At 64.6% G+C, this 26,060-nt stretch carries 23 protein-coding genes and 1 pseudogene; 15 read left to right on the top strand and 9 right to left on the bottom strand.

The genetic code is table 11. The annotated features are described in order from the left end of the window. Nucleotides 1-2: 2 nt before the first annotated feature. Complete coding sequence (locus ACV17W_RS01835) at nt 3-473, top strand: disulfide bond formation protein B (RefSeq protein ID WP_462594761.1); 471 nt, start codon at nt 3-5, stop codon at nt 471-473. A 20-nt stretch (nt 474-493) separates the two neighbouring features. On the opposite strand, the gene ACV17W_RS01840 is transcribed toward ACV17W_RS01835, so the two are convergent. Together ACV17W_RS01840 and ugpQ are read right to left on the bottom strand one after the other, a co-directional pair. Beyond that, nucleotides 494-1,351 (bottom strand): 23S rRNA (adenine(2030)-N(6))-methyltransferase RlmJ, encoded by an 858-nt coding sequence (locus ACV17W_RS01840; protein WP_462594762.1) that lies wholly within the window; start codon nt 1,349-1,351, stop codon nt 494-496. Between the two features lie 13 nt (nt 1,352-1,364). Beyond that, on the bottom strand, nt 1,365-2,105 hold the full coding sequence (gene ugpQ, locus ACV17W_RS01845; RefSeq protein WP_462596427.1) for a glycerophosphodiester phosphodiesterase: 741 nt from the start codon (nt 2,103-2,105) through the stop codon (nt 1,365-1,367). A 336-nt stretch (nt 2,106-2,441) separates the two neighbouring features. On the opposite strand from ugpQ, the gene ACV17W_RS01850 reads away from it, so the two are divergent. Then, nucleotides 2,442-4,403, top strand: coding sequence for a SurA N-terminal domain-containing protein (locus ACV17W_RS01850; RefSeq protein ID WP_462594763.1), 1,962 nt, complete (start codon nt 2,442-2,444; stop codon nt 4,401-4,403). Here ACV17W_RS01850 and ACV17W_RS01855 read toward each other — a convergent pair. Further along, on the bottom strand, nt 4,388-5,056 hold the full coding sequence (locus tag ACV17W_RS01855) for an arylesterase (RefSeq protein WP_462594764.1): 669 nt from the start codon (nt 5,054-5,056) through the stop codon (nt 4,388-4,390). The genes ACV17W_RS01850 and ACV17W_RS01855 overlap by 16 nt on opposite strands. On the opposite strand from ACV17W_RS01855, the gene ACV17W_RS01860 reads away from it, so the two are divergent. Next, complete coding sequence (locus ACV17W_RS01860) at nt 5,055-5,726, top strand: ABC transporter ATP-binding protein (protein ID WP_462594765.1); 672 nt, start codon at nt 5,055-5,057, stop codon at nt 5,724-5,726. The two genes, ACV17W_RS01855 and ACV17W_RS01860, sit on opposite strands and share 2 nt — an antisense overlap. A gap of 25 nt (nt 5,727-5,751) precedes the next feature. Here the strand turns inward: ACV17W_RS01860 and ACV17W_RS01865 are convergent, their stop codons facing one another. Beyond that, on the bottom strand, nt 5,752-6,711 hold the full coding sequence (locus tag ACV17W_RS01865; protein ID WP_462594766.1) for a DMT family transporter: 960 nt from the start codon (nt 6,709-6,711) through the stop codon (nt 5,752-5,754). 65 nt (nt 6,712-6,776) lie between these two features. On the opposite strand from ACV17W_RS01865, the gene ACV17W_RS01870 reads away from it, so the two are divergent. The 7 genes from ACV17W_RS01870 (at nt 6,777) to ACV17W_RS01900 (ending at nt 14,050) form a co-directional block, all read left to right on the top strand. Next, complete coding sequence (locus ACV17W_RS01870; RefSeq protein WP_462596428.1) at nt 6,777-7,712, top strand: LysR family transcriptional regulator; 936 nt, start codon at nt 6,777-6,779, stop codon at nt 7,710-7,712. Between the two features lie 343 nt (nt 7,713-8,055). Beyond that, a complete protein-coding gene (locus ACV17W_RS01875; RefSeq protein WP_462594767.1) occupies nt 8,056-9,096 on the top strand; it encodes a TRAP transporter substrate-binding protein in 1,041 nt (346 codons plus the stop codon). 75 nt (nt 9,097-9,171) lie between these two features. Then, nucleotides 9,172-9,792: a TRAP transporter small permease subunit gene (locus ACV17W_RS01880; protein WP_462594768.1), complete on the top strand. Its 621-nt coding sequence runs from the start codon at nt 9,172-9,174 to the stop codon at nt 9,790-9,792. Beyond that, nucleotides 9,789-11,072, top strand: coding sequence for a TRAP transporter large permease (locus ACV17W_RS01885; protein ID WP_462594769.1), 1,284 nt, complete (start codon nt 9,789-9,791; stop codon nt 11,070-11,072). The genes ACV17W_RS01880 and ACV17W_RS01885 overlap by 4 nt, the downstream gene beginning before the upstream one ends. Nucleotides 11,073-11,114: 42 nt before the next feature. Then, the gene (locus ACV17W_RS01890) at nt 11,115-11,798 is read left to right on the top strand and encodes a DUF2848 domain-containing protein (RefSeq protein WP_462594770.1); all 684 of its coding nucleotides are present in this window, start codon (nt 11,115-11,117) and stop codon (nt 11,796-11,798) included. 64 nt (nt 11,799-11,862) lie between these two features. Beyond that, nucleotides 11,863-13,209 (top strand): amidase, encoded by a 1,347-nt coding sequence (locus ACV17W_RS01895; RefSeq protein ID WP_462594771.1) that lies wholly within the window; start codon nt 11,863-11,865, stop codon nt 13,207-13,209. A gap of 46 nt (nt 13,210-13,255) precedes the next feature. Beyond that, nucleotides 13,256-14,050: a putative hydro-lyase gene (locus ACV17W_RS01900; RefSeq protein WP_462594772.1), complete on the top strand. Its 795-nt coding sequence runs from the start codon at nt 13,256-13,258 to the stop codon at nt 14,048-14,050. 38 nt (nt 14,051-14,088) lie between these two features. Here ACV17W_RS01900 and ACV17W_RS01905 read toward each other — a convergent pair whose 3' ends face one another. The 4 genes and pseudogenes from ACV17W_RS01905 to ACV17W_RS01920 all read right to left on the bottom strand — a co-directional run bounded on the left by ACV17W_RS01905 (nt 14,089) and on the right by ACV17W_RS01920 (nt 18,065). Then, entirely contained in the window at nt 14,089-15,147 is a 1,059-nt protein-coding gene (locus ACV17W_RS01905) for a porin (RefSeq protein WP_462594773.1), read from the bottom strand. A gap of 144 nt (nt 15,148-15,291) precedes the next feature. After that, nucleotides 15,292-16,591 (bottom strand): annotated as a pseudogene (locus ACV17W_RS01910) (TRAP transporter large permease). Next, nucleotides 16,584-17,084 (bottom strand): TRAP transporter small permease, encoded by a 501-nt coding sequence (locus tag ACV17W_RS01915; protein WP_462594774.1) that lies wholly within the window; start codon nt 17,082-17,084, stop codon nt 16,584-16,586. Before ACV17W_RS01915 ends, ACV17W_RS01910 begins: the two are co-directional and overlap by 8 nt. Nucleotides 17,085-17,090: 6 nt before the next feature. Beyond that, a complete protein-coding gene (locus ACV17W_RS01920) occupies nt 17,091-18,065 on the bottom strand; it encodes a TRAP transporter substrate-binding protein (protein ID WP_462594775.1) in 975 nt (324 codons plus the stop codon). A 299-nt stretch (nt 18,066-18,364) separates the two neighbouring features. On the opposite strand from ACV17W_RS01920, the gene ACV17W_RS01925 reads away from it, so the two are divergent. Together ACV17W_RS01925 and ACV17W_RS01930 are read left to right on the top strand one after the other, a co-directional pair. Further along, nucleotides 18,365-18,874 (top strand): winged helix DNA-binding protein, encoded by a 510-nt coding sequence (locus ACV17W_RS01925; RefSeq protein WP_462594776.1) that lies wholly within the window; start codon nt 18,365-18,367, stop codon nt 18,872-18,874. Nucleotides 18,875-18,933: 59 nt separating this feature from the next. Beyond that, on the top strand, nt 18,934-22,557 hold the full coding sequence (locus ACV17W_RS01930; RefSeq protein WP_462596429.1) for a hydantoinase B/oxoprolinase family protein: 3,624 nt from the start codon (nt 18,934-18,936) through the stop codon (nt 22,555-22,557). A gap of 52 nt (nt 22,558-22,609) precedes the next feature. Here the strand turns inward: ACV17W_RS01930 and ACV17W_RS01935 are convergent, their stop codons facing one another. Next, on the bottom strand, nt 22,610-23,632 hold the full coding sequence (locus ACV17W_RS01935) for a C45 family autoproteolytic acyltransferase/hydolase (protein WP_462594777.1): 1,023 nt from the start codon (nt 23,630-23,632) through the stop codon (nt 22,610-22,612). Nucleotides 23,633-23,796: 164 nt separating this feature from the next. Between ACV17W_RS01935 and glnH the strand changes: the two genes are divergently transcribed. The 3 genes from glnH to glnQ all read left to right on the top strand — a co-directional run bounded on the left by glnH (nt 23,797) and on the right by glnQ (nt 26,038). Then, on the top strand, nt 23,797-24,543 hold the full coding sequence (gene glnH / locus ACV17W_RS01940) for a glutamine ABC transporter substrate-binding protein GlnH (protein WP_462594778.1): 747 nt from the start codon (nt 23,797-23,799) through the stop codon (nt 24,541-24,543). Between the two features lie 110 nt (nt 24,544-24,653). After that, a complete protein-coding gene (gene glnP / locus ACV17W_RS01945) occupies nt 24,654-25,313 on the top strand; it encodes a glutamine ABC transporter permease GlnP (protein ID WP_462594779.1) in 660 nt (219 codons plus the stop codon). Further along, nucleotides 25,310-26,038 (top strand): glutamine ABC transporter ATP-binding protein GlnQ, encoded by a 729-nt coding sequence (gene glnQ / locus ACV17W_RS01950; RefSeq protein ID WP_462594780.1) that lies wholly within the window; start codon nt 25,310-25,312, stop codon nt 26,036-26,038. Before glnP ends, glnQ begins: the two co-directional genes overlap by 4 nt. Nucleotides 26,039-26,060: the final 22 nt, after the last annotated feature.

Consider the following 26,060-nt stretch of genomic DNA (forward strand, 5'->3'; position numbering starts at 1 on the left):
CCATGTCCTCTTCACGCCAGCGCCAGCTGCTGATCATTGCCGTCCTGTGTTTCACCGCCCTCGGAGTGGCGCTGGTATCACAACACGTATTCAATATGCCGCCTTGCGCGTGGTGCGTGCTCCAGCGCCTGATCTTTCTGGTGATCGGCCTGGTTGCCTTGGCGGGAGCTGGGGCGGCCGCCATCGCGCGGCTGTGCCTGGCGCTCTGCGCGGTGCTGGCCACAACCGGGATTGCGGCCGCGTGGTACCAATACGATGTGGCGGCCCACATGTTCTCTTGCGACCAGACCTACGCCGACCGCTTCATGAGCGGTTCGGGCCTGGATGCCGCCATGCCCTGGCTGTTTGGCATCTACGCCAGCTGCATGGACGCCAGCGTGGAAGTGCTGGGAGTCGAATATGCGCTGTGGAGCCTGGGATTGTTCGCCGTGCTGGTCATACTGGGGCTGCGCGGCGCATTGCTGCGCCGCTGAGCGCCAGGCGCGTCGCCTGCTCAGGCGGCGCGGTGCTGCAAGGTGTAACCGGCGCGGTCATCCTGGGCCAGCAAACGCTTGAGCACGGGCATGGCCTGTTGCAACGCCCCGTGCAGCGTCCAGGGGGGATTCACCAGGAACATGCCGCTGCCATGCAGTCCGAAGCCGTCGCCCGACGGCTTTTTCACGGTCAGCGATACATGCAGCCAGTTCTTCACCGGCAAGTTCTCCAGATGTCTGGGCAGCTCACTGGATTCGCGCCGTTGCACCTGGGGATACCAGACCGCGTAGGTGCCGGTGGCAAAGCGCTTGACGCCTTCTTTCACGGCGTTCAGCGCGCGCTTGTAGTCCTGCTTGTCTTCATACGACGGGTCGATGAGCACCAGGCCGCGCCGTGGGGGCGGCGGCAGCAGGGCTTTCATGCCTTCGAAGCCGTCGGTGCCATAAATGGTGGTCTGCCGCAATGCAGTCTTGTCGAGCTGCTCGAGGTTCTTGATCAACACCTCCGATTCGGAGGGGTGCATTTCGAACAGGCGCAGACGGTCGCGCGGGCGCAGGGCGTCCAGGGTCAGCCAGGGCGATCCCGGGTAATAGCGCAGGCGGGAAGCGGGGTTGTAATGCTGGACCCGCTGAACATAATCGGCCAACAGTGGCGGCAAATCGTCGCGTTGCCACAAGCGGCCGATGCCGTCGGCGTACTCGGCGTTCTTGGACGCCCAATCGCCGTCCAGGGCGTAGAGCCCCGCGCCCGCATGCGTATCGACGACCCAATAGGGAGCGTCTTTGCGGTTGAGGTAATCCAGAACGTGGACCAGCACGGCGTGCTTGAGGACGTCGGCATGGTTGCCGGCGTGAAAGGCGTGTCGATAACTGAACAAATCGTAATCCTGCTTACGCGGGCGGGCCGATGTCGGCCAGCGCGTCGGTGAAAAGGGCATCAAGGCCCCAGGAGAGCAGCAACCGGGCGCGTGCCGGGTCATTGATGGTCCAGGCGGCAATGCGGTAGCCGGCGTCGTGTACCGCCTCGATGAGTTCGCGGGTGGCATCGCGATGATTGATGTTCAGCGCCACGCAATCGTAGCGCTGCAGCCGCTGCTGCCAGTCGGCCGGAACGTGCTCCACCAGCAATGCACGCGGCAGCTCGGGCGCGGCTGCCTGGGCCGCCGCCAGCGCGGCCTCGGAAAATGATGACAGCAGCGGGGCGGGCTGGGCCGCCTGCCACAGCTCGCGCGCGGCCAGGGCGATCGTCGCGCCCGTCAGGACTTCCTGACCGGGGTTGGGCTTGATTTCAATATTGCAGGCGATGCCGTTGGCGATGGCATAGCGGGCCACCGAGCGGAAAGTCGGGACGGGTTCGCCGGTGTAGGCAAGCGAGTGCCAGCTTCCCGCATCCAGCCGCGCAAGTTCCCCATAGGCCAGGGCGCCGGCAGGACCGTGGCCATCGGTGGTGCGGTCCAGCGTGTCGTCGTGCATCAGGAAGGGGACTTCGTCGTGACTGAGCTTGACGTCGAATTCGACCATGCGAAACCCGTGGCGCACGCCGGTGCGCATCGCGGCGAGGGTATTTTCGGGGGCGAGGTGGCCGCCGCCGCGGTGGGCGATGTGAGCAGGATAGGGCCAGAACGAAGGCATGTGTACGGGGGCGGGTTGACGGGCGCGAGTCTGCAAGAATAACCCCTTTGCGCGGGTCGGGCATCCTGCGCCAAGCCGGTGTACGCGCGCTTGCGAGGCGGTCCGGGCTGGCCGGGCCGGGGCGCCAGCCAGCGGCACCGTGATGCGCCGGGCGCGGGCCGCTGCGCGCGGCGGCGCGCTGCCTGTAGCGCGCAGGGCGAAAATGGTAAACTCCGGCGGCTGACCAGGTACGATTCCGGCACCTGGCGAGGGCGAATCGGTTCGCCTTTTTTTATGCGTTTTCTCGCGGTGCGGCGTCAGGTGCGTCGCGCTCCGTGTACGGCAATCAGGGAATCCATGTTCGAACTAATACGCAATCACCGTCGTTGGATGCAGTTCATACTGCTGGTCCTGATCGTGCCGTCGTTTTTCCTGGTGGGCATGCAGGGCTATGACAGCTTCATGAGCCGAGAGCCCGAGTTGGCTACGGTGGCCGGCCAGCCCATTACGCGCGGCGAGTTCGACATGGCGCACCGCAACCAGCTCGAGCAGTTCCGCCAGCGCCTGGGCAGTCAGTTCGATCCGGCCCTGATCGATACGCCCGCCATGCGCGAGCAACTGCTCAATCAGCTCATAGACCAGAGGCTGCTGGTGCAAGTCGCGATGGACAACCGCTTCTCGGTTTCCGACGGCACCTTGCGCAACACCATTGCCGCCATCCCGCAGGTACAGGACAACGGCCGCTTTTCGCCCGAGCGTTACCGCCAGGTGTTGGCCGCGCAGGGCATGACCCCCACATCGTTCGAGGCCGGCTTGCGACGCGACCTGGCCGTCGGCCGCGTGCTCGACCCCGTGACGCAATCGGCCAGTGTGCCCGATTCGGTTACCGCCTCGCTCGAATCCGCGCTGACCCAGCAACGTACCGTGCAAGTGCGGCGCTATGCGGCGGCCGACTATCGCGCGCAGGTGTCGGTGTCGCAACAGGACATCCAGGCCTGGTACGACGCCAACAAGCAGCAGTTGCGAGTCCCCGAGCATGTCAGCGCCGAGTACCTGGTGCTTGACGAGGCCGCCGCCACGCAGGGCGTTCAAGTCAGCGATGCCGACGTCGCCGGCTATTACGAGCAGAACAAGCAGCGCTTCGGGCAACCCGAGCGCCGTCGCGCCAGCCACATCATGATCGAATTGCCGGCCGGCGCCTCCGAAGAGGCGCGCCAGGCCGCGCGCGCCAAGGCCGAATCCCTGGCCCAGCAGGCGGCCGCCGATCCCGGCCAGTTTGCCGAGCTGGCGCGCACCAATTCTCAGGACGCCGGGTCCGCCGATAAGGGCGGCGACCTCGGCTGGCTGGCGCGAGGCATGCTGGCCGGCCCGCTGGAAGAGACCATATTCGGCCTGGGCAAGGGCGAGGTCTCGGCGGTGGTCGAGAGCCCTTCGGGCCTGCACATCATCATGGTCACCGACCTTCAGCCCGCCGCCATCAAGGCGCTCGACGAGGTCCGCGACGAGATCACCGCCGAAATCCGCAAACAGGTGGCGGCGCAACGCTTTGCCGAAATGGCCACCAAGCTCACCGAAACGGTGTACGACGTACGCGACAGTCTGCAGCCCGCTGCCGATGCATTGGGCCTGAAGCTGCGCACCGCGTCGGGCATCACGCGCGAAGGCTTGTTGCCGGCCGACGAGGCTGGCCCGGATGCCGCCATTTCGAGCCCGGACGCCGCATTGCTCGACAATCCGCGTGTGCGCCAGGCCCTGTTTTCACAGGAAGTCCTGCGCGACAAGCAGAATTCGGGCGTCATCGAGTTGTCTCCCGATACCATGCTGGCCGTGCGGGTGAGCCAGTTGCAGCCTGAACAGGTGCCGCTCCTGGAGAAAGTCACTGACACCATACGGGCGCGCTTGACCGATGAGCGGGCGGCCGAGGCGGCGCAGCAGGCGGCCACGGCTGCCGTCGAGGGCTGGAAGGCCGACGCGGCCACCTTGCCCGATGGCTTTGATGAGCCCACCGTCGTGTCGCGCCAGCAGCCGCAACAGCTGTCGCAGGCCGTGCTGGAAGCGGCCATGAAGCTGCCGGCGCAGAACCTGCCGGCCTACGCCAGTGTCGCCGATGGCAACGACTATGTCGTCGTGCGCCTGGAAAAAGTCGAGCCGGGGTCGGCCGACGCTTCAGCGCGCGAGCTGCTCGCGCGCCAGCTGGACGCGGCGTGGGGCCAGGCAGAAGATGCCGCCGTGCTCAAGATCTTGCGCCAGCAGTACGAGGTGAAGATTCTGCCCGAAGCGGCGGCCGTGCTGCAGAGCACGGATCAGTCGGAAGGTTGATGTTTTTCCAGTATGGGCCGCAATGCGGCCCATACGTTTTCCAGCAGGACGGGCTGAGCCTGTACGTTGGGGTGTATGCCATCTGCCTGGAACATGGCGCGATCGGTGGCCATGCCGTCCAGCAGGAAGGGCACCAGCTCGGCCTGCTCGGCCTGTGCCACGGCTGGAAACAAGGCGGCGAATCGCTGGGTATAGTCCCGGCCGTAGTTGGGCGGGATCTGCATGCCCGCGACCAGTACGCGGGCGCCGGCCTCGCGCGATTGCCGCGCCATGTTGCGCAGGTTCTGTTCGGTCATCGTCAAAGACAGGCCCCGCAAGGCGTCGTTCGCACCCAGTTCAAGCACCACCACCGTGGGCCGATGGCGCTCGAGCAGCGCCGGCAGCCGGCTGGCTCCGCCGCTGGTGGTGTCGCCGCTGATGCTGGCATTCACGATCTGGTAGTTGGGGTATTGTTGCGACATCCGCTGGGCAAGCAGGGCCACCCAGCCCGTACCCCGGGCGAGGCCGTATTCGGCAGACAGGCTGTCTCCCACCACCAGCAACGTGCCGGATGTGGAACTGGGCGTGCCGGCGTCGGTCTGAGCCTGGGTGGCGGGTACGGCAAGCGCGGCGGCCATGGCGGCGGCGGCACATAAACGGAAGAAAAAACGCATGGATAGCAAGGTCTCGATCGAAGTGGCTGGGCTGGGCAAGCAGGTGTCCGACGCTGGCGGCACGCTTTCGATACTGGAAGGTATCGATTTTACGGTGGCCGCCGGCAGCGCCATGGCGATCACCGGCAGCTCGGGTTCCGGCAAGTCCACTCTGCTGGGACTGATGGCGGGGCTGGATGTTCCTTCGTCGGGCACGGTGAGGCTGGCCGGCCAGGACCTTTTTTCGCTGGACGAAGACGGCCGGGCCAGGTTGCGGGCCAGGCATGTGGGCTTCGTGTTCCAGTCGTTCCAGCTGCTGCCCAATCTTACAGCGCTGGAAAATGTCATGCTGCCGCTGGAACTGGCCGGACAGCCGGCGCGCGAGCCGGCGCAGACCATGCTCGAACGCGTTGGGCTGGGCGAACGCCTGCATCATTATCCACGCACGCTCTCCGGCGGCGAGCAGCAGCGCGTGTCGCTGGCGCGCGCATTCGTGGTGCAGCCGGACCTGCTGTTCGCGGACGAACCCACGGGCAGCCTGGACGCCGCGACCGGCGCCACCGTCATCGACCTGATGTTCGACCTGCACCGCGAGCATGGCACCACCCTGGTGCTCGTGACCCATGATGCCCAGCTGGCGGCTCGGTGCGGACGGCAACTGGTACTGGCGGGCGGCCGGCTCGCGGATTGATGCCCCGAGGAGGCCGGCCGGCGTTTCAGGCGGCCTGGCGTGTGACGGCGCGGCTGCGCCGCCATTCAAGTATGCCGATGACAATTCCGCTCGCGCAGATGATGCCTATGCCCACCCATGTCAGCCCGTCCGGGAAGTGCCCCCAGGCCAGCCAGCCCACGGCGGTGGCGCTGACAATCTGCAAATAGACGAATGGCGCCAATGTCGACGCCGGCGCATTGCGGTAGGCGCCGATCTGCAGCAGATGCCCCAGGGCGCCCGATACCCCGGTGGATATCAGCAGTACCCAGTTGGCCAGGCTGAGCTCGGCCAGCGCCGGCATGGCCGGAGGCAGGATCAACGGTAGTGCCAGGGTCAGGCATAGCGTGCCCACCGCGCCGCTCCAGATCAGCGAGGTATAGGGATCGTCGCGGGCCACCCTGCGGGTGGCGATGAATTGCGCCGCGAAACAGCAGGCTGTCAGCAGGCCGAATACGACACCCAGGGGATGCAGGCCTCCCCCGGGCCGCACGATGATCAGAACGCCACCAAATGCCACCACGGCAGCGACCCAGCGCGATATGCGGGGCGGCTCTTTCAGCACCCAGGGGGCGAGCGCCAGCACCAGCAGCGGCGCCAGGAAGTTGATGGCCGTGGCCTCGGCCTGCGGTATGTAACTCAGGGTGGTGAAGAACGCCAGCGTGGCCAGCAACATGGAACTGCCGCGCAACAGCTGTTCGCGAGGGCGTACACTGCGCAGCACCCCCAGGCCGCGCCGGGGCAGCACCAGGGCCAGCACCAGCAGCAGGTGTACCAGATAGCGTACCCAGCACAGCAACAGCAGCGGGACGCCGGCTTCCATGACCCATTTGCCGCTGGCATCCAGGCAGGAAAGTACCCACGTGGACAGGATCAACAGTACGATGCCCACCACGGGGCGCGCCGAGTGCGAGCGGGTGGCGGAAGGCGCGGGGGCGGGAGCGGGCCCGGCGTTAGCCCGGTTCATGCGGTCTCCTGGTGGGGTGGGGCAGGATTGCACCTGCCCGGCTAGGCGGTGCACATGATACGCTGATCGACGCGAAACGGGACCAGGCGACGCTAGAGCTGCGCAATATAGAAACATTTTTCTGGGTGGCGACGCTGGGCAGTTTTCGCGCCGCGTCCGAAAAGCTCAGCACCACGCAGCCTGCAGTGTCGCAGCGCATCGCCTCGCTCGAGCGCGACCTGGGCGTACGCCTGTTCGAGCGCGATGCACGCGGCGTGACGCTGACGGCCAAGGGGCTTGAACTCCTGTCGCATGCGGAACGCATGCTGCAACTGCGGCGCGACATGCTGCAGGCAGCGCGGGAACAGAACGTGATGCGCGGCCCGATGCGCATAGGCGTGGCCGAGACCATCGTGCAGACCTGGCTGCCCCGACTGGTCGAACATTTGCACGCCGCGTATCCGGCGCTGGTGCTGCAGATCGAGGTCGACACGACGCCGGTGTTGCGCACCCAGCTCACGGCCCGGCAGATCGACCTGGCTTTCCTGATGGGGCCTTTGCTCGAGCCCCGTTTCGAGAACCTGCCTTTGTGTGCGTATCCGCTGGCGTGGGTCGCCAGCCCGCGGCTGGCGTTGGGGCCCGAGCCCCTTACGCTGCAGCGCATCGGCACGCTGCCGGTGATCACCTATCCTTCAAGCAGCAGTCCGTATCAGCTGGTGCGCGACATGCTGACCCGCGCGGGCGTGCGCGAGCCGCGGATGTACGGCAGCGCGTCTCTGTCGATGGTCGTACGCATGACCCAGGATTGCATAGGTACCAGCGTCATCTCGCCGGTGTTCCTGGACAAGGAGCTCGCCAGCGGCGAACTGCGTCTGCTGAACGTGCAGGCGGACCCCTTGCCGGACCTGGCCTTCACGGCAACATGGGTGCAGGGCGCCGACAGCCATATGGCGCGCACCATTGCCCAATTGGCCCAGCAGGCGGCGGTCGGGCGGCTCACGCCGCTGTCGGCGAGTCTGTAAGGCGATCGCAGGGCCTAGGACTTTCCCTGATGGCAGGGCGCCGCACGGCTGTTCCGCCCGGCTGCGGCTGATTTGCGGTTTCTGTGGCAGCTTGCCCGCAAAGCCGCATGGCGCCTGCATTTGCGCCGATTCCGTTCCCGAATCCCGAGCGGCGCCCGAAGAGCCTTAAAAATTTTTTATAGCCTGGCATCCGAACTTACGATTGGACAGGGGCAGCCCTGGCCGGTGGAATGCCCGGCAGGGGTTGCATCGCCTGAAGGCCGATGGCCCTGTTTATCCGCAGCGCGCCACCAGGCAACGGGGCCCGGCGCGCGTTCGAATCCCGCCTGCAAGGAGAAGTCGCATGAAGAAGGCCTTGATCATCGCCGCCACGGCGCTGCTGGGCGCAGCTGCCCAGGCGCAGGACCTGCCCAAGACCCACCTCAAGGTGGTGGGTGGACTCAGCAACCTGACCGCCTACAACGACTACGAGAAGCCTTTCTGGACCAAGACCGTGCCCGAGCTCTCGAAAGGCCAGGTCACCGCCGACATCAAGGGCTTCAACGAAATGGGCTTGAAGGGACCGGAGCTGCTGCGCCTGATGTCGCAAGGCGTCATCGAGTTCGGCACCGCCACACTGTCGTACTTCGCCAGCGACAATCCCATCAATGAGGCCATCGACCTGGCGGGCCTGGCGCCCGATGTCAAGACGGCTCGCGCGGTGACCGAGGCGTTCGAACCGGTATACGCCAAGGTGTACGGTGACGGCGCCAACGTCAAGCTGCTGGGCATCTCCACCTATCCGGCGCAAGTGCTCTTCTGCAATGCCGAGATCAAGAGCCTGGCCGATATCAAAGGCAAGAAGGTGCGCACCAGCAGCCGCACGACGGCCGAGTTCGTAGAGGCCTTGGGGGGCGCCAGCGTGACCATGGCTTTCGGCGAAGTGGTGCCTGCACTGCAGAACAGGGTGGTCGACTGCGCGATTACCGGATCGTTGTCAGGCTACTCGGCCAAGTGGTACGAAGTCTCTACCCACCTGTACGCGCTGCCGATCAACTGGAACCAGCAGATCCATGCCGTCAACCAGAAGGCGTGGGACAAGCTCGATCCGAAGGTGCAGAGCTTCCTGCAGACCAATATCGACAAGCTGGTCGACGACATCTGGGACGCGGCGGCTCGGCAGACCCAGGAGGGTTATGACTGCAACACCGGTGCAGAGGCTTGCCCGTATCCCGTGAAGGGCAAGATGGTGCTGGTGCAACCCACCGACGCCGACCGCGAAACCTTGAAGAAGGTGCTCAACGACGCGGTGCTGCCCAAGTGGGCCGCGCGCTGCTCGGCGCAATGCGTCCAGGATTTCAACGCCACCATCGGCAAGGAACTGGGCCTGCAGGCCAAGAAGTAAGCCGTCGCAAAGTGCCGCGCGCCGCTCGGGCCCAGTGGGGTCTGGAGCGCTGCGCGCGGCCACGGAGACACACTGATGACCCGACCTGAACAAATCCGAACCCTCGGCGCATTGCTGCGCCGGGCCGAGTCCTTCTCGCGCGTGGCGGTCTGGGTGGGCGGCGCGCTCACCGTGGCCAGCGTGCTGTTGATTTCTTTCGATGTGCTGGCGCGTAAATTCTTCGGCTTTACGACCGGCGGGGCGGACGAGCTTTCGAGCTACGCGTTCGCGATCAGCACCTCGTGGGCGCTGGCTTTTGCCACGCTGCAGCGCGCCAACGTGCGCGTCGACGTGATCTATCAGCACCTGCCCGTGCGCGTGGCGGCGGTGCTGGACTGGGTATCGCTCGTCGCGCTGGGCGTCTTCATGGTCTATCTCACTTACTTTGCCCTTGAGATGGCGCAGACGTCATGGGCCCAGAGTTCGGCGGCCAACACGCCTTTGGCCACGCCGCTATGGATTCCGCAGGGGCTGTGGGCGCTGGGTCTGCTGTGGATGTGCCTCACTGTGGCGCTGATGCTGGTGCGTGCATCCATCGCGCTGGTGACTGGCGACCTGAAGCTGGTCCAGCAGATCTGCGGCGTGCGTTCCACTCTGGAGGAAGCCGAAGAAGAGGCCGCGGCCGGAGCACGCATGGTCAACGGGGGCGCAACATGATTTCCACCTCCCTTATCCTGCTGCTGGTGCTGATCGGCATCTCCATCCCGGTGGGCGCTGCCCTGGGCGTGCTCGGCCTCATCCTCGATCCGATGTTTTCGATGCTGCCGCTTACCCGGGCGATCGGCGAAATATCTTGGAGCACCAACAACGAATTCCTGTTGGTGGCCATTCCCTTGTTCATCATGCTGGGCGAGATACTGCTGAGGTCTGGCTTCGCCGAGCGCATGTACAGCGCCATGAGCCTGTGGCTGTCCTGGTTGCCGGGCGGGCTCATGCACGCGAACATCGGGGCATCGACGCTGTTCTCGGCCACCTCTGGTTCGAGCGTTGCGACGGCCGCCACAGTAGGCACCGTGGCCATTCCGCAGATAAAGAACTATGGCTACAACGAGTCGCTGTTCCTCGGCAGCCTGGCCGCCGGCGGTACGCTCGGCATCCTGATTCCGCCGTCGATCAATCTCGTGATTTACGGCGTGCTGACCAATTCGTCCGTCCCCAAGCTGTATCTGGCCGGCATACTGCCCGGATTCGGCCTGGCCATGCTGTTCATGCTGACCGTGGTGGTGGCGTGCATGATCAAGCCTCAATGGGGCGGCCGGAAGATCAGCGCCACGGCTGCCCAGCGACTGCTGAGCCTCATCCATCTGGCTCCGCCCATGGGCATCTTCTTCCTGGTGGTGGGGTCCATATACGCCGGTCTTGCCACGCCAACCGAGGCCGCTGCGCTGGGTGTGCTGGGCGCGTTGATCCTGGCCGCGTGTTTCGGCCGGTTGACGCTGAGCATGTTGAAAGAAGCGGTCGAAGGCACCATGCGATCCACGGCCATGATCATGCTGATCGTGATCGCCGCCAGCTTCCTGAACTTCGTGCTTTCGGCCACTGGCATCACCGATGCGCTGACCCGCTCTATCACCGGCCTGGGACTGTCACCGGCCTGGATGCTGCTGATCGTCGTGGTGTTCTATCTGGTGCTGGGCTGCTTCATGGAAACGCTGTCGATGATGATCACCACGATTCCCATCGTGGCACCCATCATGATTGCGCTGGGTTTCGATCCAATCTGGCTCGGCATCGTCATCATCATTCTGGTGGAAGCCGCGCTGATCACTCCGCCGGTCGGGCTGAATCTGTTTGTGGTTCAAAGCCTGCGCAAGAGCGGCAACATGGGCGCCGTCATCGTGGGCAGCCTGCCGTTCGTGGTGGCGATGTTCGCGATGCTGGCCTTGCTGGCCTTCTTCCCCGACCTGGCTTTGTGGTTGCCCCGCGTCTTCAGTTGATGGCGCGTTGCCTTCTTTAACGAATCTCATGCAGGAATCGTCATGAAAGCTGTATTTCAAGTGGAAGCGGACGGTGCGGCGCGCACCGTCGAAACCGATATCAGGCAACTTGTGGTTGCCGGTTGGGCCGGGCGAGACCGCGCGGCCATCGAGCACCATATCGAGGAGCTTGCCGCGCTGGGCGTGCCGCGTCCCAGCAGCGTGCCGCTGTATTACCGCATTGCCGACAACCAGCTGACCCAGGAGCCCCGCATTCAGGTGGTGGGCGATGCGTCGTCGGGCGAGGTCGAGACGTTCGTGTTCGCGGTCGATGGAGAAATGTTCGTCAGCATTGCGTCCGACCACACCGACCGAAAGCTCGAGGCGCACAGCGTGGCGCTGTCCAAGCAGGTCTGCGCTAAGCCGGTCGGCACTACGGCGTGGCGCATGGCCGACGTGGCCGAGTACTGGGACGAACTGGTGGTGCGCGCCTATATCGTCGAGAACGGCGCCGAGGTGCTGTACCAGGAGGGCACGCTGGCCGCGCTGCGCACGCCCGCCGACCTGATCGCCGGGTACACCCAGGGCGGTGAGCTGGCCGAAGGCACCGGCATGACCTGCGGCACGGTCGCGGCCATCGGCGGCATACGCCCGTCGGCCACGTTCATCATGGAACTCGCCGACCTGCGCCGCCAGCGCGTGCTGCGGCACCGCTATGATGTCGACGTACTGCCTGAGGTGGCCTGACGCGTGCCATCCCGCAGGCACCCACCCACATGATCAGCACGCCGCGCCGCGGCACGAGGACCCTATGCTTGCTACCCTGAACGATACCGCCGCGGCCCTGCAGCAAGGCCGCACCAGTTCCGTTGAGTTGACCGAAGCCGCGCTGGCGCGCGCGCAGGATCCGGCGGGGGAGGGCGCGCGGGTCTATACGCGGCTGTACGCCGAACAGGCGCGCGCCGCGGCGCAGGCCTCCGACGCCTTGCGCGCCGCCGGCTGGACGCGTTCTCCGATCGACGGGCTGCCCATTTCCATCAAAGATCTTTTCGACGTCGCCGGCGAGACCACCATGGCGGGATCGGTGGCCCGTGAAGGCGAACCGGCCGCCGACGAACACGCAGTCGTGGTGCAGCGGCTGATCGCGGCCGGCGCCGTGATCATCGGCCGCACCAATATGGTCGAATTTGCGTACTCGGGGCTGGGCGTCAATCCGCACTACGGTACGCCGCTCAACCCCTGGGATCGTGCCCAAGGCCGCATTCCCGGCGGTTCGTCTTCCGGAGCCGCGGTTTCGGTCACCGATGGCATGGCGCTGGCCGCCATCGGGTCCGATACCGGCGGCTCGGTGCGCATACCGGCCGCGCTATGCGGCCTCGCTGGATTCAAGCCCAGCGCCTGGAGGGTTTCCATGGCGGGCGTGCTGCCGCTGTCTGCCAGCCTGGATTCGATCGGCCCGCTGGCCGCGTCGGTGCGGTGCTGCGCCACCCTCGACGCCATCCTGGCGGGCGACGAGCTCAGCGACGGCCAGCCGGCCCATCTTGACGGCTTGCGGTTGGCTGTGCCCACCACGCTCGTAATGGACGGTATGGATGCGCACGTAGGCGAGACTTTCGCCGCGGCGCTGTCGCGGCTGTCCGCCGCTGGCGCGCGTATCGACGAAATCGAGATGCCGGAGTTCGCCCAGCTGGCGTCGATCAACGCCAAAGGCGGATTCACGGCTTCAGAGGCGTGGGCCTGGCACCGTGACCTGATTTCTCGCGCCGCCGATCGCTATGATCCACGTGTGGTCTCACGCATCCGGCGCGGCGCCGAGATGTCGGCGGCCGACTACATCGACCTGCTCGATGCGCGCGAGGCCTGGGTGGCCGCCGTCGAGCATCGCATGGCCGGGTATGACGCCATGCTGTTGCCCACGGTTCCGGTGGTCGCTCCGACCTTGGCCGAGGTCACGGCCAGCGACGAGGCCTACTATGCCGCCAACGGCCTCATTCTGCGCAATCCCACTTTCATCAACTTCCTCGATGGCTGCGCGGTGTCGCTGCCATGCCATGCGCCAGGCACCGCGCCCGTGGGGCTGATGGTGGCCGGGCCCAATGGGACTGACCGCCGCATCCTGTCGATCGGCATGGCGCTGGAAGACCTGTTGCAGCCCTAGTGGCGACCTGAGCGGCATGCCTGGGCAGGCCGCAGAGAACACGCTCATGAAAACCTCCAACCCCCTGACGGCGGCCCATCAGGCACGCCTTGACGCGCGGACCGGCCGGCTTACCGGGCCCACCGCCAATCTGGCGCCAGGCCATGTGCAGGCCAATCTGGCGATACTGCCCGTCGATGTGGCGGGCGATTTTCTGCGCTTTTGCCAACGCAACCCCAAGCCGTGCCCGTTGCTGGCCGTTTCCGAGCCCGGCGATCCCTCATTACCTGCGCTGGGCCACGATATCGACGTGCGCAGCGATATTCCGCGTTACCGGGTATGGCGCAATGGTGAGCTGGTCGCCGAGCCGACCGACGTGCGCGACCTTTGGCGCGACGACCTGGTGGCGTTCCTGATCGGCTGCTCGTTCTCCTTCGAAGAGGCCATGCTCGACAACGGCCTTCCGGTGCGGCATATCGAGCAGGGATGCAACGTGCCCATGTACCGGACGTCCATCCCCACCGAGCCCGCCGGTCCTTTCCACGGACCGCTGGTGGTGTCGATGCGGCCCTTGAAGGCAGCCGACGCCATACGAGCCATACAGGTCACGTCGCGATTCCCTTCGGTACATGGCGCGCCGGTGCACCTGGGTGATCCCGCCTTGATCGGCATTATGGATATCAGCCGGCCCGATTACGGCGACCCGGTCCGGATCGGGCCGGATGAAATACCCGTGTTCTGGGCATGCGGGGTCACCCCACAGTCGGTGGTGGCGGCCGTGCGGCCGGAGTTCTGCATCACGCATGCGCCGGGCCACATGCTCGTGACCGATCTGCTCAACAGCCGCATGGCGGTGTTTTAAGATCCGGGGGGCGCCTGGCGCGCTGCGTCCGGCATGCCTCAGAAGATGTGGCGAAAGCCCACTGCCGCACCGACCTGGTTGCTGCCGCCATCGATCTCTTCGCTGGCGGCATCCTTGACCTTGTTGTAATCGACCGTGGCGTATACCTGCGAGCGCCTGGACAACGAATATTCCGCCACGCCCACGAGCGCGTAGCGCTTGCCCTTGTCGCCGGATTCGACCACGTTCTTGCTGCGATCGTAATAGGCCGCACCGGTGATGGCCCAACGGGGCGTCGCCTGCCAGGTGACCCCGGCGAAGTAGCCGTGGTCCTTGCGGTCGAGGCCCGGTGCGGGGGCGCTGCCCATCACGGCGTTGACGAAACCGGTTTCGTCGCGGCCATTGAAGTAGCCGGCGAATACCTTGGTGGCTTCGAACTGGTACGACGCGTTCAGGTTCCAGACACGCTGACGGTCGTCGGACGTCGTCTCCGAGTACGTCTGCTGGAAGGCGCCTCCGATGGCGAACTGTCCGAAGTTGTAGCGCAGCGACGCACCGTATTGCGAGCCCACCTTGTGGTCGTCATAGTCTTCGCCGTTGGCGTACGACAGTACCAGGGCAAGTCCGCCCAGCGTATTGGCGTAGGTGACCATGTTGCCGGTGCGCACGCGCGACATTGCAGCGGGTAGCCAGGCGTTCTGATCATAGTTGCCGACGGTAAGCGGATCGAAGTAATCGGCCAGCAGATTGAACATGGGGGTGTTCTGCAGGCCGAGGGTCAGCGTTCCTATTGCGCCGCCATCCAGCCCCAGGTAGGCCAGCCGGCTGAAGGTCTTGTCGGGGTTGGAGCCGTTGCCGTTCTGGAGGCTGAACCCATTCTCCAGGCGGAAGAACGCCTTCATGCCATCGCCCAGATCTTCGGTGCCGCGCAGGCCCCATCGGCTGTTCGAAATGGCGCCGTTGGCCAGCCCGAACCGGCTGCCATCGTCCTGGCTGCCGCGGCTCAGGTAGCGCACGCTGATATCGGCAATACCGTACAGCGTGACATGGCTCTGGGCCGCTGCGGCGGCGGATGCCAGCCCGCCGAGGGCCAGCACTGCAATTGCGGTTTTCTTCATGGTGAGTCCTTGCGGCTTCAGGTGCCTGCCCGGTTCGTGACCGGTGCCTGCAGATATCAGGCGTTGCATCGGTAGGCTGCCCCGCCTGGGCCAAAAAGAGCGCCGGCCCCTTGTAGAGGGGCCGGCGCCTGTTTCACTGCACTACTACATGCGCATGTGCTGGGGCAACCACGTGGCGATACCGGGGACCGTACAACAGCAGCACGGCCACCGTCATCAGCAGGAACATCGGCAGCGAGGCCCGTGCGATGTATGGCAATTCACGCCCCGTCATTCCTGAGAGCACAAACAGGTTGAAGCCCACGGGCGGGGTGATCTGGGCCATTTCCACGACGAACACGACGAAGATGCCGAACCAGATCAGGTCGATGCCCGCGGCCTGCACAGTGGGCAGCAGGACACCCATGGTCAGCACCACGATCGAGATGCCGTCGAGAAAGCAGCCCAGCAAAATGAAGAACACCATCAGGGCCATGATCAGCCAGAACTGCGACAGGCCGAGATTGCCGATCCATTCGGCCAAGGCACGGGGCAGGCCGATGTAGCCCATCGAGAGCGTCAGGAATTGCGCGCCCGCCAGGATGAGGGCGATCATGCAGTACAGCCGGGTGGCGCCCATCAGCGACTGCATGAAAGACGCCCGCGTGAGCGACCCCTGCATCAACGACAGCACGAGGGCGCCCACCACGCCGATGGCAGCCGCTTCGGTGGCCGTCGCGATGCCTGCGTAGATCGAGCCCAGCACGGCTGCAATGAGCAGCAATACGGGAATCAGATGGCGCGACTGGTACAGCTTCTGGCGCAAGCTCATTTCCGTGTCGGCCGCGGGCACCTTCGTCGGGTTGCGCAAGGCCCAGAGGGCGATGTAGCCCATGAATAGCGCGGCGAGCAGTATGCCGGGAAGGATGCCCGCGATGAACATCCGGGCGATCGACACGTCGGCCGCCACGCCGTAGACGATCATGATGATCGAGGGCGGAATCAGCAGGCCCAGCGTACCGGCCCCCGACAGCGAACCCAGCACCTTGTCTTCCGGGTAACCGCGCCGCTTCAATTCGGGAATGGTCATCTTGCCCACGGTGGCGCAGGTCGCGGCGGATGAACCGGAAACCGCTGCGAAGATCGCGCACCCGATGACATTTGTGTGCAGCAGACGCCCGGGCATACGGTTCAGCCAAGGGGCGAGTCCCTTGAACAGGTCTTGTGAAAGGCGCGTGCGGAACAGGATCTCGCCCATCCACAGAAACAAGGGCAGGGCGGTCAGTGTCCAGCTCGAAGCAGCGCCCCAGATGGTGACAGCCATCGCATCGCCGGCGGGGCGGCTCGAGAAGATCTCCATGCCGATCCAGGCTGTGCCGGCCAGTGTCAGCCCCACCCAGACGCCGCATCCCAGCAAGGCAAAGATCGAGACGATCAGCAGAGTAATTACCAGGACTTCATTCATGGGTTTGCTGCGAAGAGGGTGCGGGCATGCCACGCAGTCGGCGCACCAGTTCATCGACTAGAGACACCAGGAAAAGAACAGTGCCCACACCCATGGCGACCTGCGGAATCCAGAGCGGCGTGGCGTCGTTGGCGGTGGAGATATCGTTATAAAGGTGCGAATCGTGCACCAGCTTGATGCTGAAATAGGCGAAAGCCGCGGCCAGCACCGTGCCTATCGCCAAGGCGAAGAGATCAAGGCGGCGCCCATTGCGGGCCGCCAGCGAATTCAGCAACAGCGTGACGCGGATGTGCTCACCGTGCTTGAACGTGGTGGCCAGCGCGAGAAAGCCCGCGGCGGCCATGAAATAGCCCGCGTAGGCATCGGTGCCCGGGATATTCCAGCCCACCTGGCGCGCCAGAATGGCGGCCAGCACCGATACCAGCACGCCTATCATGCACACGCCGGCCAGGATGCCGGCGGTGCTGTACAAAGTGTCGAGAAAACGGCGCATGGACGATTACATCTTCCGATACGCTTCGACTATGGCTTTGCCATCCGGGCCCGCGCGTTCGAGCCACTCATCGATCATGCGTTCGCCTACCTTCGTCATGCCCGATTGGAGGTCGGCCGTCGGCGTGATGATTTCCAGCCCGTTCTTGGTCAGCTCTTGCTGATACCACTTGTTCTTCTCTTCGGACAGTTTCCAGCCGCGCTCCTCAGCTTGCGCACCGGCCTTCTTCAAGGCGTCCTGTGTGGCGGGGTCCAGTGCATCGAAGGCTTTCTTGTTGACGATGACGGCATTCTTGGGCAGCCAGGCCTGGGTGTCGTACCACTTCTTGATGTACTCGTAGGTCTTGGTATCGTAGCCGGTGGAGGCGGATGACATGTACGAATCGATGACACCCGTTGCCATGGCTTGCGCCAGTTCGGCTTGCTGCACAGTCACGGGCTGCGCGCCCACCAGCTCGGCGATCTTCGCCGTGACGGGGCTGTACGCGCGCCATTTGAGGCCCTTCAGGTCTTCCAGCTTCTGCAGGTCTTTATTGGCGAAGATGCCCTGCGGCGGCCAGGCCACGGCATACAGCAGCGTCATGCCCTGCGAGGCCAGCTTCTTTTCCAGGTAGGGTTTCTGCGCCTGGTAGAGCTTGAACGATGCGGGATAGCCGGTCGCGAGGAAAGGCAGGCCGTCCAGTGCATACACAGGATCTTCGTTCGCGAAGTTGGTCAGCAGGATTTCGCCGATCTGCGCCTGGTTGCCCTGTACGGCGCGCTTGATTTCGGGCGCCTTGTACAGCGACGCGTTGTTGTGCAGGGTGATCTTCAGCTTGCCGCCCGACAGAGTTTCGACGTCTTTGATGAACGTGGTCAGGTTCTCGACATGGAAGTTGCTGGCGGGGTAGGCGGTGGGCAGGTCCCACTTGGTCTGGGCGGCGGCGCCGGCGCTGAAAGCGAGCGCGAAGCTGGCAGCCAGCAGAGAAAGATGTTTTTTCATGATGGACCCCTTGTAGCGATTCATGGGCAGTAGGCCTTGCGGCACCGTGGAAGCATCGCGGCGTGTGCGCCGCGGTCGTCACAAACCGTGCAATTCTAAGACGCACGCAGCGCGTGCAGGTCTCAGAATCCGTGGCTTAGGGGTAATTCCTAGGGTGACACACCAACGGCGATGACGCTGCGGCCAGCCTCGCGACAAATGCTTGACGCTTAAATGATGAGGCTTGGCGCCACAATTATATGTTGATAAAACGTTGATAAATTATTAGTATTTCATCCATGTTCCGCTGAGGAGGTTTTATGGGCGCTCATCTCATCGCGTCGTCTGCCCATTTGGTCAGCAGTCGTGCTCCCGACCTTTCCGAAGTCGAGTTCGGCCTGATGATTGCCGGTCATGCCTTCGAGCGCTGGATCGTGCGGTGCATGGCGGCGGCCGGTCTGCCCGACCTGACTTCCACCGACGTCATGGTGCTGCACCACGTGTATCACCGCCAACGCAGCAAAAAGCTGGCCGACATCTGCTTCACGCTCAATGTCGAAGACACGCACATCGTGAATTACTCGCTGAAGAAGCTGGAGCGCCTGGGCATCGTCGCGGGCGAGCGCAACGGCAAGGAAGTTTTCTACAGCGTGACCGACGAGGGCGCGGCTTACATCAAGCGATATACCGAAATCCGAGAGCAGTGCCTGATCGACGGCCTGGAGGCAGGGGCGGGCTCAGGAGTCGAATTCAATCGGCAGCTGGCCAAGACCTTGCGTGCGCTCTCGGGCCTGTACGACCAGGCGGCGCGCGCGGCCACGTCGCTTTGACAACCAAAGGGCTGCGTCGGCAATGTGCGGTTCAGCCCCTGACCGACAACGAGGAAATGATGAAGTGGCAATTCTGGATTGACCGTGGGGGTACCTTCACCGACATCGTGGCGCGGCGCCCCGATGGCAGCACCGCAACCGCCAAACTGCTTTCCGAGAATCCCGAGCAATACCGCGATGCCGCGGTGGCGGGTATCCGGCAACTGCTGGGCCTGAAGCCGGGCGAACCCGTGCCGGCCGACCAGGTGGAATGCGTGAAAATGGGCACCACGGTGGCCACCAACGCCCTGCTGGAACGCAAGGGCGAACGGACGTTGCTGGTCACGACCCGCGGGTTTCGCGATGCGTTGCGTATCGCTTACCAGAACCGGCCACGCCTGTTCGACCGCAACGTGAGCCTGCCCGAAATGCTGTACGAGTCCGTGGTCGAGGCCGACGAGCGGGTCGATACCCATGGCAAGGTGGTGCGGGAGTTCGACGCCGATGGCTTGCGCCTGAGCCTGCAGCGCGCGTATGACGACGGCATACGTGCAGTGGCCATTGTGTTCATGCACGCGTGGCATGCACCCGCGCACGAACAGCGGGCGGCGGCGCTGGCGCGCGAAATCGGCTTTACCCAGGTTTCCGCTTCGCACGAAGTCAGCCCGCTGATCAAGTTTGTGTCTCGCGGCGACACCACCGTGGTCGATGCCTACCTGTCGCCCATTCTGAAGCGCTATGTCGACCAAGTGGCATCCGAGCTGCCGGGCATACGCCTGATGTTCATGCAGTCCAGCGGCGGCCTGACCGATGCGCACCGGTTCCGCGGCAAAGATGCGATTCTTTCAGGTCCGGCGGGCGGCATTGTCGGCATGGTGCGCACCAGCGAACTGGCCGGCATGCAACGCGTCATCGGTTTCGATATGGGTGGCACGTCGACGGATGTCTCGCATTACGCCGGTGAGTTCGAGCGCGAATTCGAGACCCTGGTAGCCGGGGTGCGCATGCGCGCGCCCATGATGAGCATCCACACCGTGGCGGCCGGCGGCGGTTCCATCCTGCACTTCGACGGCGCGCGCCTGCGCGTGGGCCCCGATTCGGCCGGAGCCAATCCCGGTCCGGCTTGCTACAGGCGCGGCGGCCCGCTCGCGGTCACCGACTGCAATGTGCTGCTGGGCAAGATTCAGCCCGAGTTCTTCCCGCGAGTGTTCGGCCCCGCCGCCGACCAGCCGCTGGACCGCGCGGCGGTTCGGCAACGCTTTGCCGCCATGGCCGCTGAAGTCCGCGAGGCCACCGGGCGCGAAATGAGCCCCGAGCAATTGGCCGAAGGCTTTCTGGAAATTGCGGTGGGCAATATGGCAGAGGCCATCAAGCGTATCTCGGTCCAGCGCGGCCACGACGTCACCGAGTACGCGCTGACCGTGTTCGGCGGAGCCGGCGGGCAGCATGCCTGCCTGGTGGCCGACGCTTTGGGCATGACCACCGTGTTCGCCCATCCATTGGGCGGCGTGCTTTCGGCGTACGGCATGGGGCTGGCCGACCAGACCGACATGCGGCAGAAAACCGTAGAGAAAGTGCTGGATGCCGCGTTGATGGAATCGCTGCAGGCCGAACTCGAAGAACTGGCCGGGCAGGCCCGTGGCGAATTGCTGCGCCAGCATGTTCCCGCCGGACTGATCCGGGTTCAGCGCCGCCTGCACGTCAAGTACCGTGGCACCGACACCGCGCTCGAGGTGCCATACGGGGAACTGGCACAAGTGCGCCAGGACTTCGAGAAAGCCTATCGCCAGCGCTATTCCTTCCTCATGCCGGGCCGCGAGCTGGTCGTGGAGACCATATCGGTCGAGGCCACCGGCGGCGGCGAGACCGCCGCCGAGGCGCCGGTCGACCGCAAGCGCGACGGCGCGCCGCAACCGCGCCAGAGGGTGCAGATGTACGGTCAGGGCGCATGGCGCGACACGCCGCTGTATGTGCGGGCCGACCTGGTGCCCGGCGACGTGCTGCCCGGACCCGCCATCATTTCGGAACCCAACCAGACCACGGTCGTCGAGGCGGGCTGGCAAGCAGAGCTCACGTCGCTGGATCACATCGTGCTCAAGCGCGTCGAGGCGCGCCCCGAGCGTCGTGCAGTGGGCACACGGGCCGATCCGGTCATGCTGGAAGTGTTCAACAACCTGTTCATGTCCATCGCCGAACAGATGGGCTACCGGCTGCAGAACACGGCCTATTCCGTCAACATCAAAGAGCGTCTGGATTTTTCGTGCGCCATCTTCGATGCGGAGGGCAACCTCATTGCGAATGCGCCGCACATGCCGGTGCATCTGGGCTCCATGGGCGAGTCGATCAAGACCATCATGCAGGCCAACGCGGGCGCCATGCGTCCCGGCGATGCCTACGTGGTGAACGATCCCTACCACGGCGGCACGCATTTGCCGGATGTCACCGTCATTACGCCGGTGTTCGACCGCGACGGGCGCGACATCCTGTTCTTCGTAGGGTCGCGCGGGCACCACGCGGATATCGGCGGAACCACGCCCGGATCCATGCCGCCCGATTCCAGGACGGTGGAAGACGAGGGGGTGCTGTTCACCAACTTCCAGCTGGTGCGCGATGGTGAATTCCGCGAAGCGGCCGCCCGCGAGATCCTGGCTTCTGGCCGTTGGCCGGCCCGCAATCCAGACCAGAACATTGCCGACCTGCATGCCCAGATTGCCGCCAACGAGAAAGGCGTGCAGGAGTTGTTGCGCATGTGCGACCACTTCGGACTGGACGTGGTGAGGGCGTATATGGGCCACGTACAGGACAATGCCGAAGAAGCGGTGCGCCGCGTGATTTCGGTGCTGAAGGATGGCCGCTACGAGTACCCGCTGGACAATGGCGCGGTCATCCGCGTGGCGGTGCGTGTCGATCGCGAATCGCGTAGCGCGGTAGTGGACTTCACGGGCACTTCGGCACAACTCGACAACAACTTCAACGCGCCCGGCGCGATCGCGGTGGCCGCGGTGCTGTATGTCTTCCGCACCATGGTGGACGATGACATCCCGTTGAATGCGGGCTGCCTGAAGCCTCTGGAGATCATCGTGCCCGAAGGCTCGATGCTGCGTCCCAACCCGCCCGCTTCGGTCGTGGCGGGCAACGTCGAGACGTCGATGTGCATTGTGAACGCCCTCTATGGCGCCCTGGGCGTGCTGGCGGCCAGCCAGGGCACCATGAACAATTTCACGTTCGGCAATGCGCGCTACCAGTACTACGAGACCATCTCAGGCGGTACCGGCGCAGGCCCGCTGCGCATCGACGCCACCGGGCCGCATGACGAGGGCTTTGACGGGGCGTCTGTGGTTCAGGCGCACATGACGAATTCGCGGCTTACCGATCCGGAGGTGCTGGAACTGCGGTTCCCGGTTCGCCTGGAATCGTATGAGATCCGCCATGGGTCCGGAGGCGCGGGGCGCTATCGTGGCGGTGACGGCGGCGTGCGGCGGGTACGCTTCCTGGAAGACATGACTGCCGCGATTCTGTCCAACAACCGGGTCTATGCGCCGTTCGGCCTGGCGGGAGGGTCCCCAGGACAGGTTGGCCGCAACTACATCGAGCGCGCCGACGGTTCAGTTGAACACCTCGGTCCGCAAGACAGCGCCACCCTGCGCAGCGGCGACGTATTCGTCGTGGAAACGCCCGGAGGCGGTGGCTACGGCCAGGCGTAGCCCTCGGAAAGGCCGGGCGCATTTCGCGCCCGGCTTCTTTCGCCCGGCTTCTTTAATTGATGACGATTTCCTGCGCGGCCCGTGGCTTGCGGTCGTAGATGCGCAGCGTGACGCGCCCGTCGGCGATTGCGAACACGGCGGTCGCGAGGGTGTTTTCCTCGTCCGGATCGTCGGGCGCCTGCCGCAGGATGGGCAGCGAACCTTCGGCGTCATGCAGGGCGTTGACCAGTGCAGTCTCGCCCGTACCCTCGTTCCAGGTGTCGATCAGGGTGTCGATGCGGCTCTGCCGCGCGGCGGACGAGTCGCTGATTGTTTGCGCGATGTCGCGCGTGCCCTGGTGGATCAGGTGGTTGGCGTGCCCGTACCGGCGCGCGATGGTCTCGATGGAGCATGCTCCCGGCGTGGCTTCGATACTCAGCAAGCGCCCGTCGGCGGCGGCGCCCAGCGTATGGTGGAAGCCGCCGGCGCGCGGCATATGCGCCAGCAACTCGGCGGCCTGGTCCAGAGTGCGGCAGTCGAGCACCGCGCGCGCCAGGAACATCCGCGGTATGCCCGCGCGCCGGCCACGGATGCGCACATTATTGATGGTCTGCACAATGCCGGCCCGATTGGCGCCGAATGTATGCCCAGGCAACGAGCCGGGATAGTAGAAACTGACGAAACCCGGCGCGTTCTCGGGTTGCACGTCCACGACGTGACACCGTCCGTACAGATATGGATCGCCATCTTCGTTATGGGCGATCCAGGAAGACCCCGCGGCCGCTTGCAGCGCGACCGTGGTGCACCCGTCAGTGGTCTTGTGCAGCAGGTCGCCTCGGCAATGCCATAGGAGCAGGTCGTCGGCAGGCATGCGCAGGCCCTCGGCCAGTCCCTCGAATTCTGCCCAGACCTCGGGCAGCGACGCTTGTGCGTGTCCCGCCAGTTCCCGCAGGTAGGCGTGACCGCGCCACGGGCGCAGCGCCTGCCAGGTAGCGCTCTGATCCAGGTAAACAGTCATGATGGGCCGTGCCAGCTTGCCCAGCGCCAGGCCAATCTGGCGGCGGCTGCCGGCGATTCGTACGGGCTTGAAAGGCATGAAAATCTCCCAGGGGGTGATCCGATTGTAATTTGCGCACCGATACTTGGCTGGGGGACGGATGAGGTAAGATGAATCGCGAGGCGCGCCAGACCACCGTCACGGCACGCCAGTGTCCAGGCCGGCACACGCCGGTGAGCAAGTCATCTCTACAGGAGAATTCAATGATCAAGCGCAAATTCGCTGCCGCGCTGGTGGGCCTGAGCCTGATCGGCGCCATGGCCACCGCCACAGCCCAGGACAAAGAACTGATCGTCGCCACCGACACGGCGTTCGTCCCGTTCGAATTCAAGCAGGGCAATACTTATGTCGGGTTCGACATCGACCTGTGGGCCGCCATCGCGAAAGAGCTGAATCTGAAATACAAGCTGCAGCCCATGGATTTCAACGGCATCATTCCGGGCCTGCAGACCCGGAACATCGACGTGGCGCTGGCCGGCATCACCATCCGCGACGATCGCAAGCAGGTCATCGATTTCTCTGACCCCTATTACGAGAGCGGCCTGGCCATCCTGGTAGCCGAAAACAACAGCGACATCAAGCAGGCGGGGGATCTTTCGGGCAAGAGCGTTGCCGTAAAGACCGGCACGGCCACTGTAGATTTCATGAAGAAGCAGGTGCCCGGTGCCGAGCTGCGCCTGTTCCCCAATATCGACAACGCCTATCTGGAACTGGCGACGGGCCGCGTGGATGCCGCTGTGCACGACACCCCCAATGTGCAGTACTACGCCAATACCGCGGGCAAGGGCCGCGTGAAAGTGGTGGGCACCGTCAAGAGCGGCGACTTCTATGGCATTGCCTTCCCGAAGGGCAGTGACTTGGTTGCCAAGGTGAACGAGGCGTTGGCGACCTTGAAATCCAATGGCGAGTACGACGCGATCTACACCAAGTGGTTCGGCAAGCAGCCCTGAGCGCCGTCGCGCCGCGATAACAGGCCGGGGCTGCGGCTCTACCGCAAGCTTCGGCGTCGCGGTGGCAGCGCTGGCGCGCCGCCGCAGGCAACACCTTAGAGGGGAAGACCGTGCAATTCGACTGGTCTGTCATCTGGGCATCGATGCCCAATCTGCTCGACGGCACGCTGATGACCGTCAAGATCACTTTCTGGGGCCTGGTTGGCGGCTTCGCGCTGGGTGCGCTGGCCGGGGTGGCCCGCGCCTACGGTCCGCGGCCCCTGTCAGCCATTGCCCAGGTATACGTGGCGATCATCCGTGGCACGCCCATCGTGGTGCAGGTGATGTTCATCTACTTCGCCTTGCCGATGCTGGTGCCTGGAATGCGGATCGATGCGTTGTGGGCAGCGATCGCCACCCTGGTGATCAACTCCGGCGCCTATATCGCCGAAATCGTGCGCGGTTCGCTGCTTTCCGTGCACAAGGGCCTGAAAGAGGCCGGGCAGGCCATGGGCCTGCCGTTTCACAAGATCCTGGTGCACATCATCGGCCCGGTGGCCTTCCGCCGCATGATTCCGCCATTGGGAAACCAGTGCATCATCAGCCTGAAAGACTCGTCACTGTTCATCGTGATCGGGGTGGCCGAGCTGACACGCCAGGGCCAGGAAATCATGGCCAGCAATTTCCGGGCGGTCGAGATCTGGTCAGCCGTGGCCATCATCTATCTGATCCTGACGGGCGCGCTGGCACTGGCGCTGCGCCTGCTTGAAAAACGGATGCGCATATTATGAGCATGGTCGAATTCCGCAATGTCACCAAGCGCTTCGGCGCCACGACGGTGCTGGACGGCATCTCGCTGAACATCGACGCCGGCGAAGTGGTCGTGGTCGTGGGGCCTTCCGGTTCAGGGAAATCCACTTTCCTGCGCTGTATCAATGTTCTGGAAACCATCGAAGGCGGCGACCTGCTGGTCGACGGCCAAAGCGTCAAGGGTCCGCCCGCGCAGGTCCGGGCCATACGCCGTGAAGCCGGGATGGTGTTCCAGCAATTCAACCTGTTTCCCCAGATGACGGCGCTGGAGAACGTGATGTTCGGACCCGTGCACACGCGCGGCGCCTCGCGCGAGGAAGCGCGTCAGCAGGCCCAGGCGTTGCTGGGCAAAGTCGGGCTGGCCGAACGCATGAATCATTATCCCGCCGAGCTGTCTGGCGGGCAGCAGCAGCGCGTGGCCATTGCCCGGGCCCTGGCTATCAAGCCCAAACTGATGCTGTTCGACGAGCCGACCTCGGCACTCGACCCCGAGTTGCGTCACGAAGTGCTGAAAGTCATGCGCGACCTCGCCGAAGAGGGCATGACCATGGTGGTCGTCACGCACGAGATGGAGTTCGCGCGCAAGGTCGGCAGCCGCTTGATTTTCATCGATGGCGGCAAGGTCGCCCATGACGGCCCGCCGGCGGAATTGCTGTCGAGCCCGCCCAGCCAGCGCCTGCGCGATTTCCTGCAGCACGTGGCCTGATGTGCCCCGCGGCCGGCGCGCG

This window comes from Bordetella sp. MIP270_01_BMS, assembly GCF_054958705.1.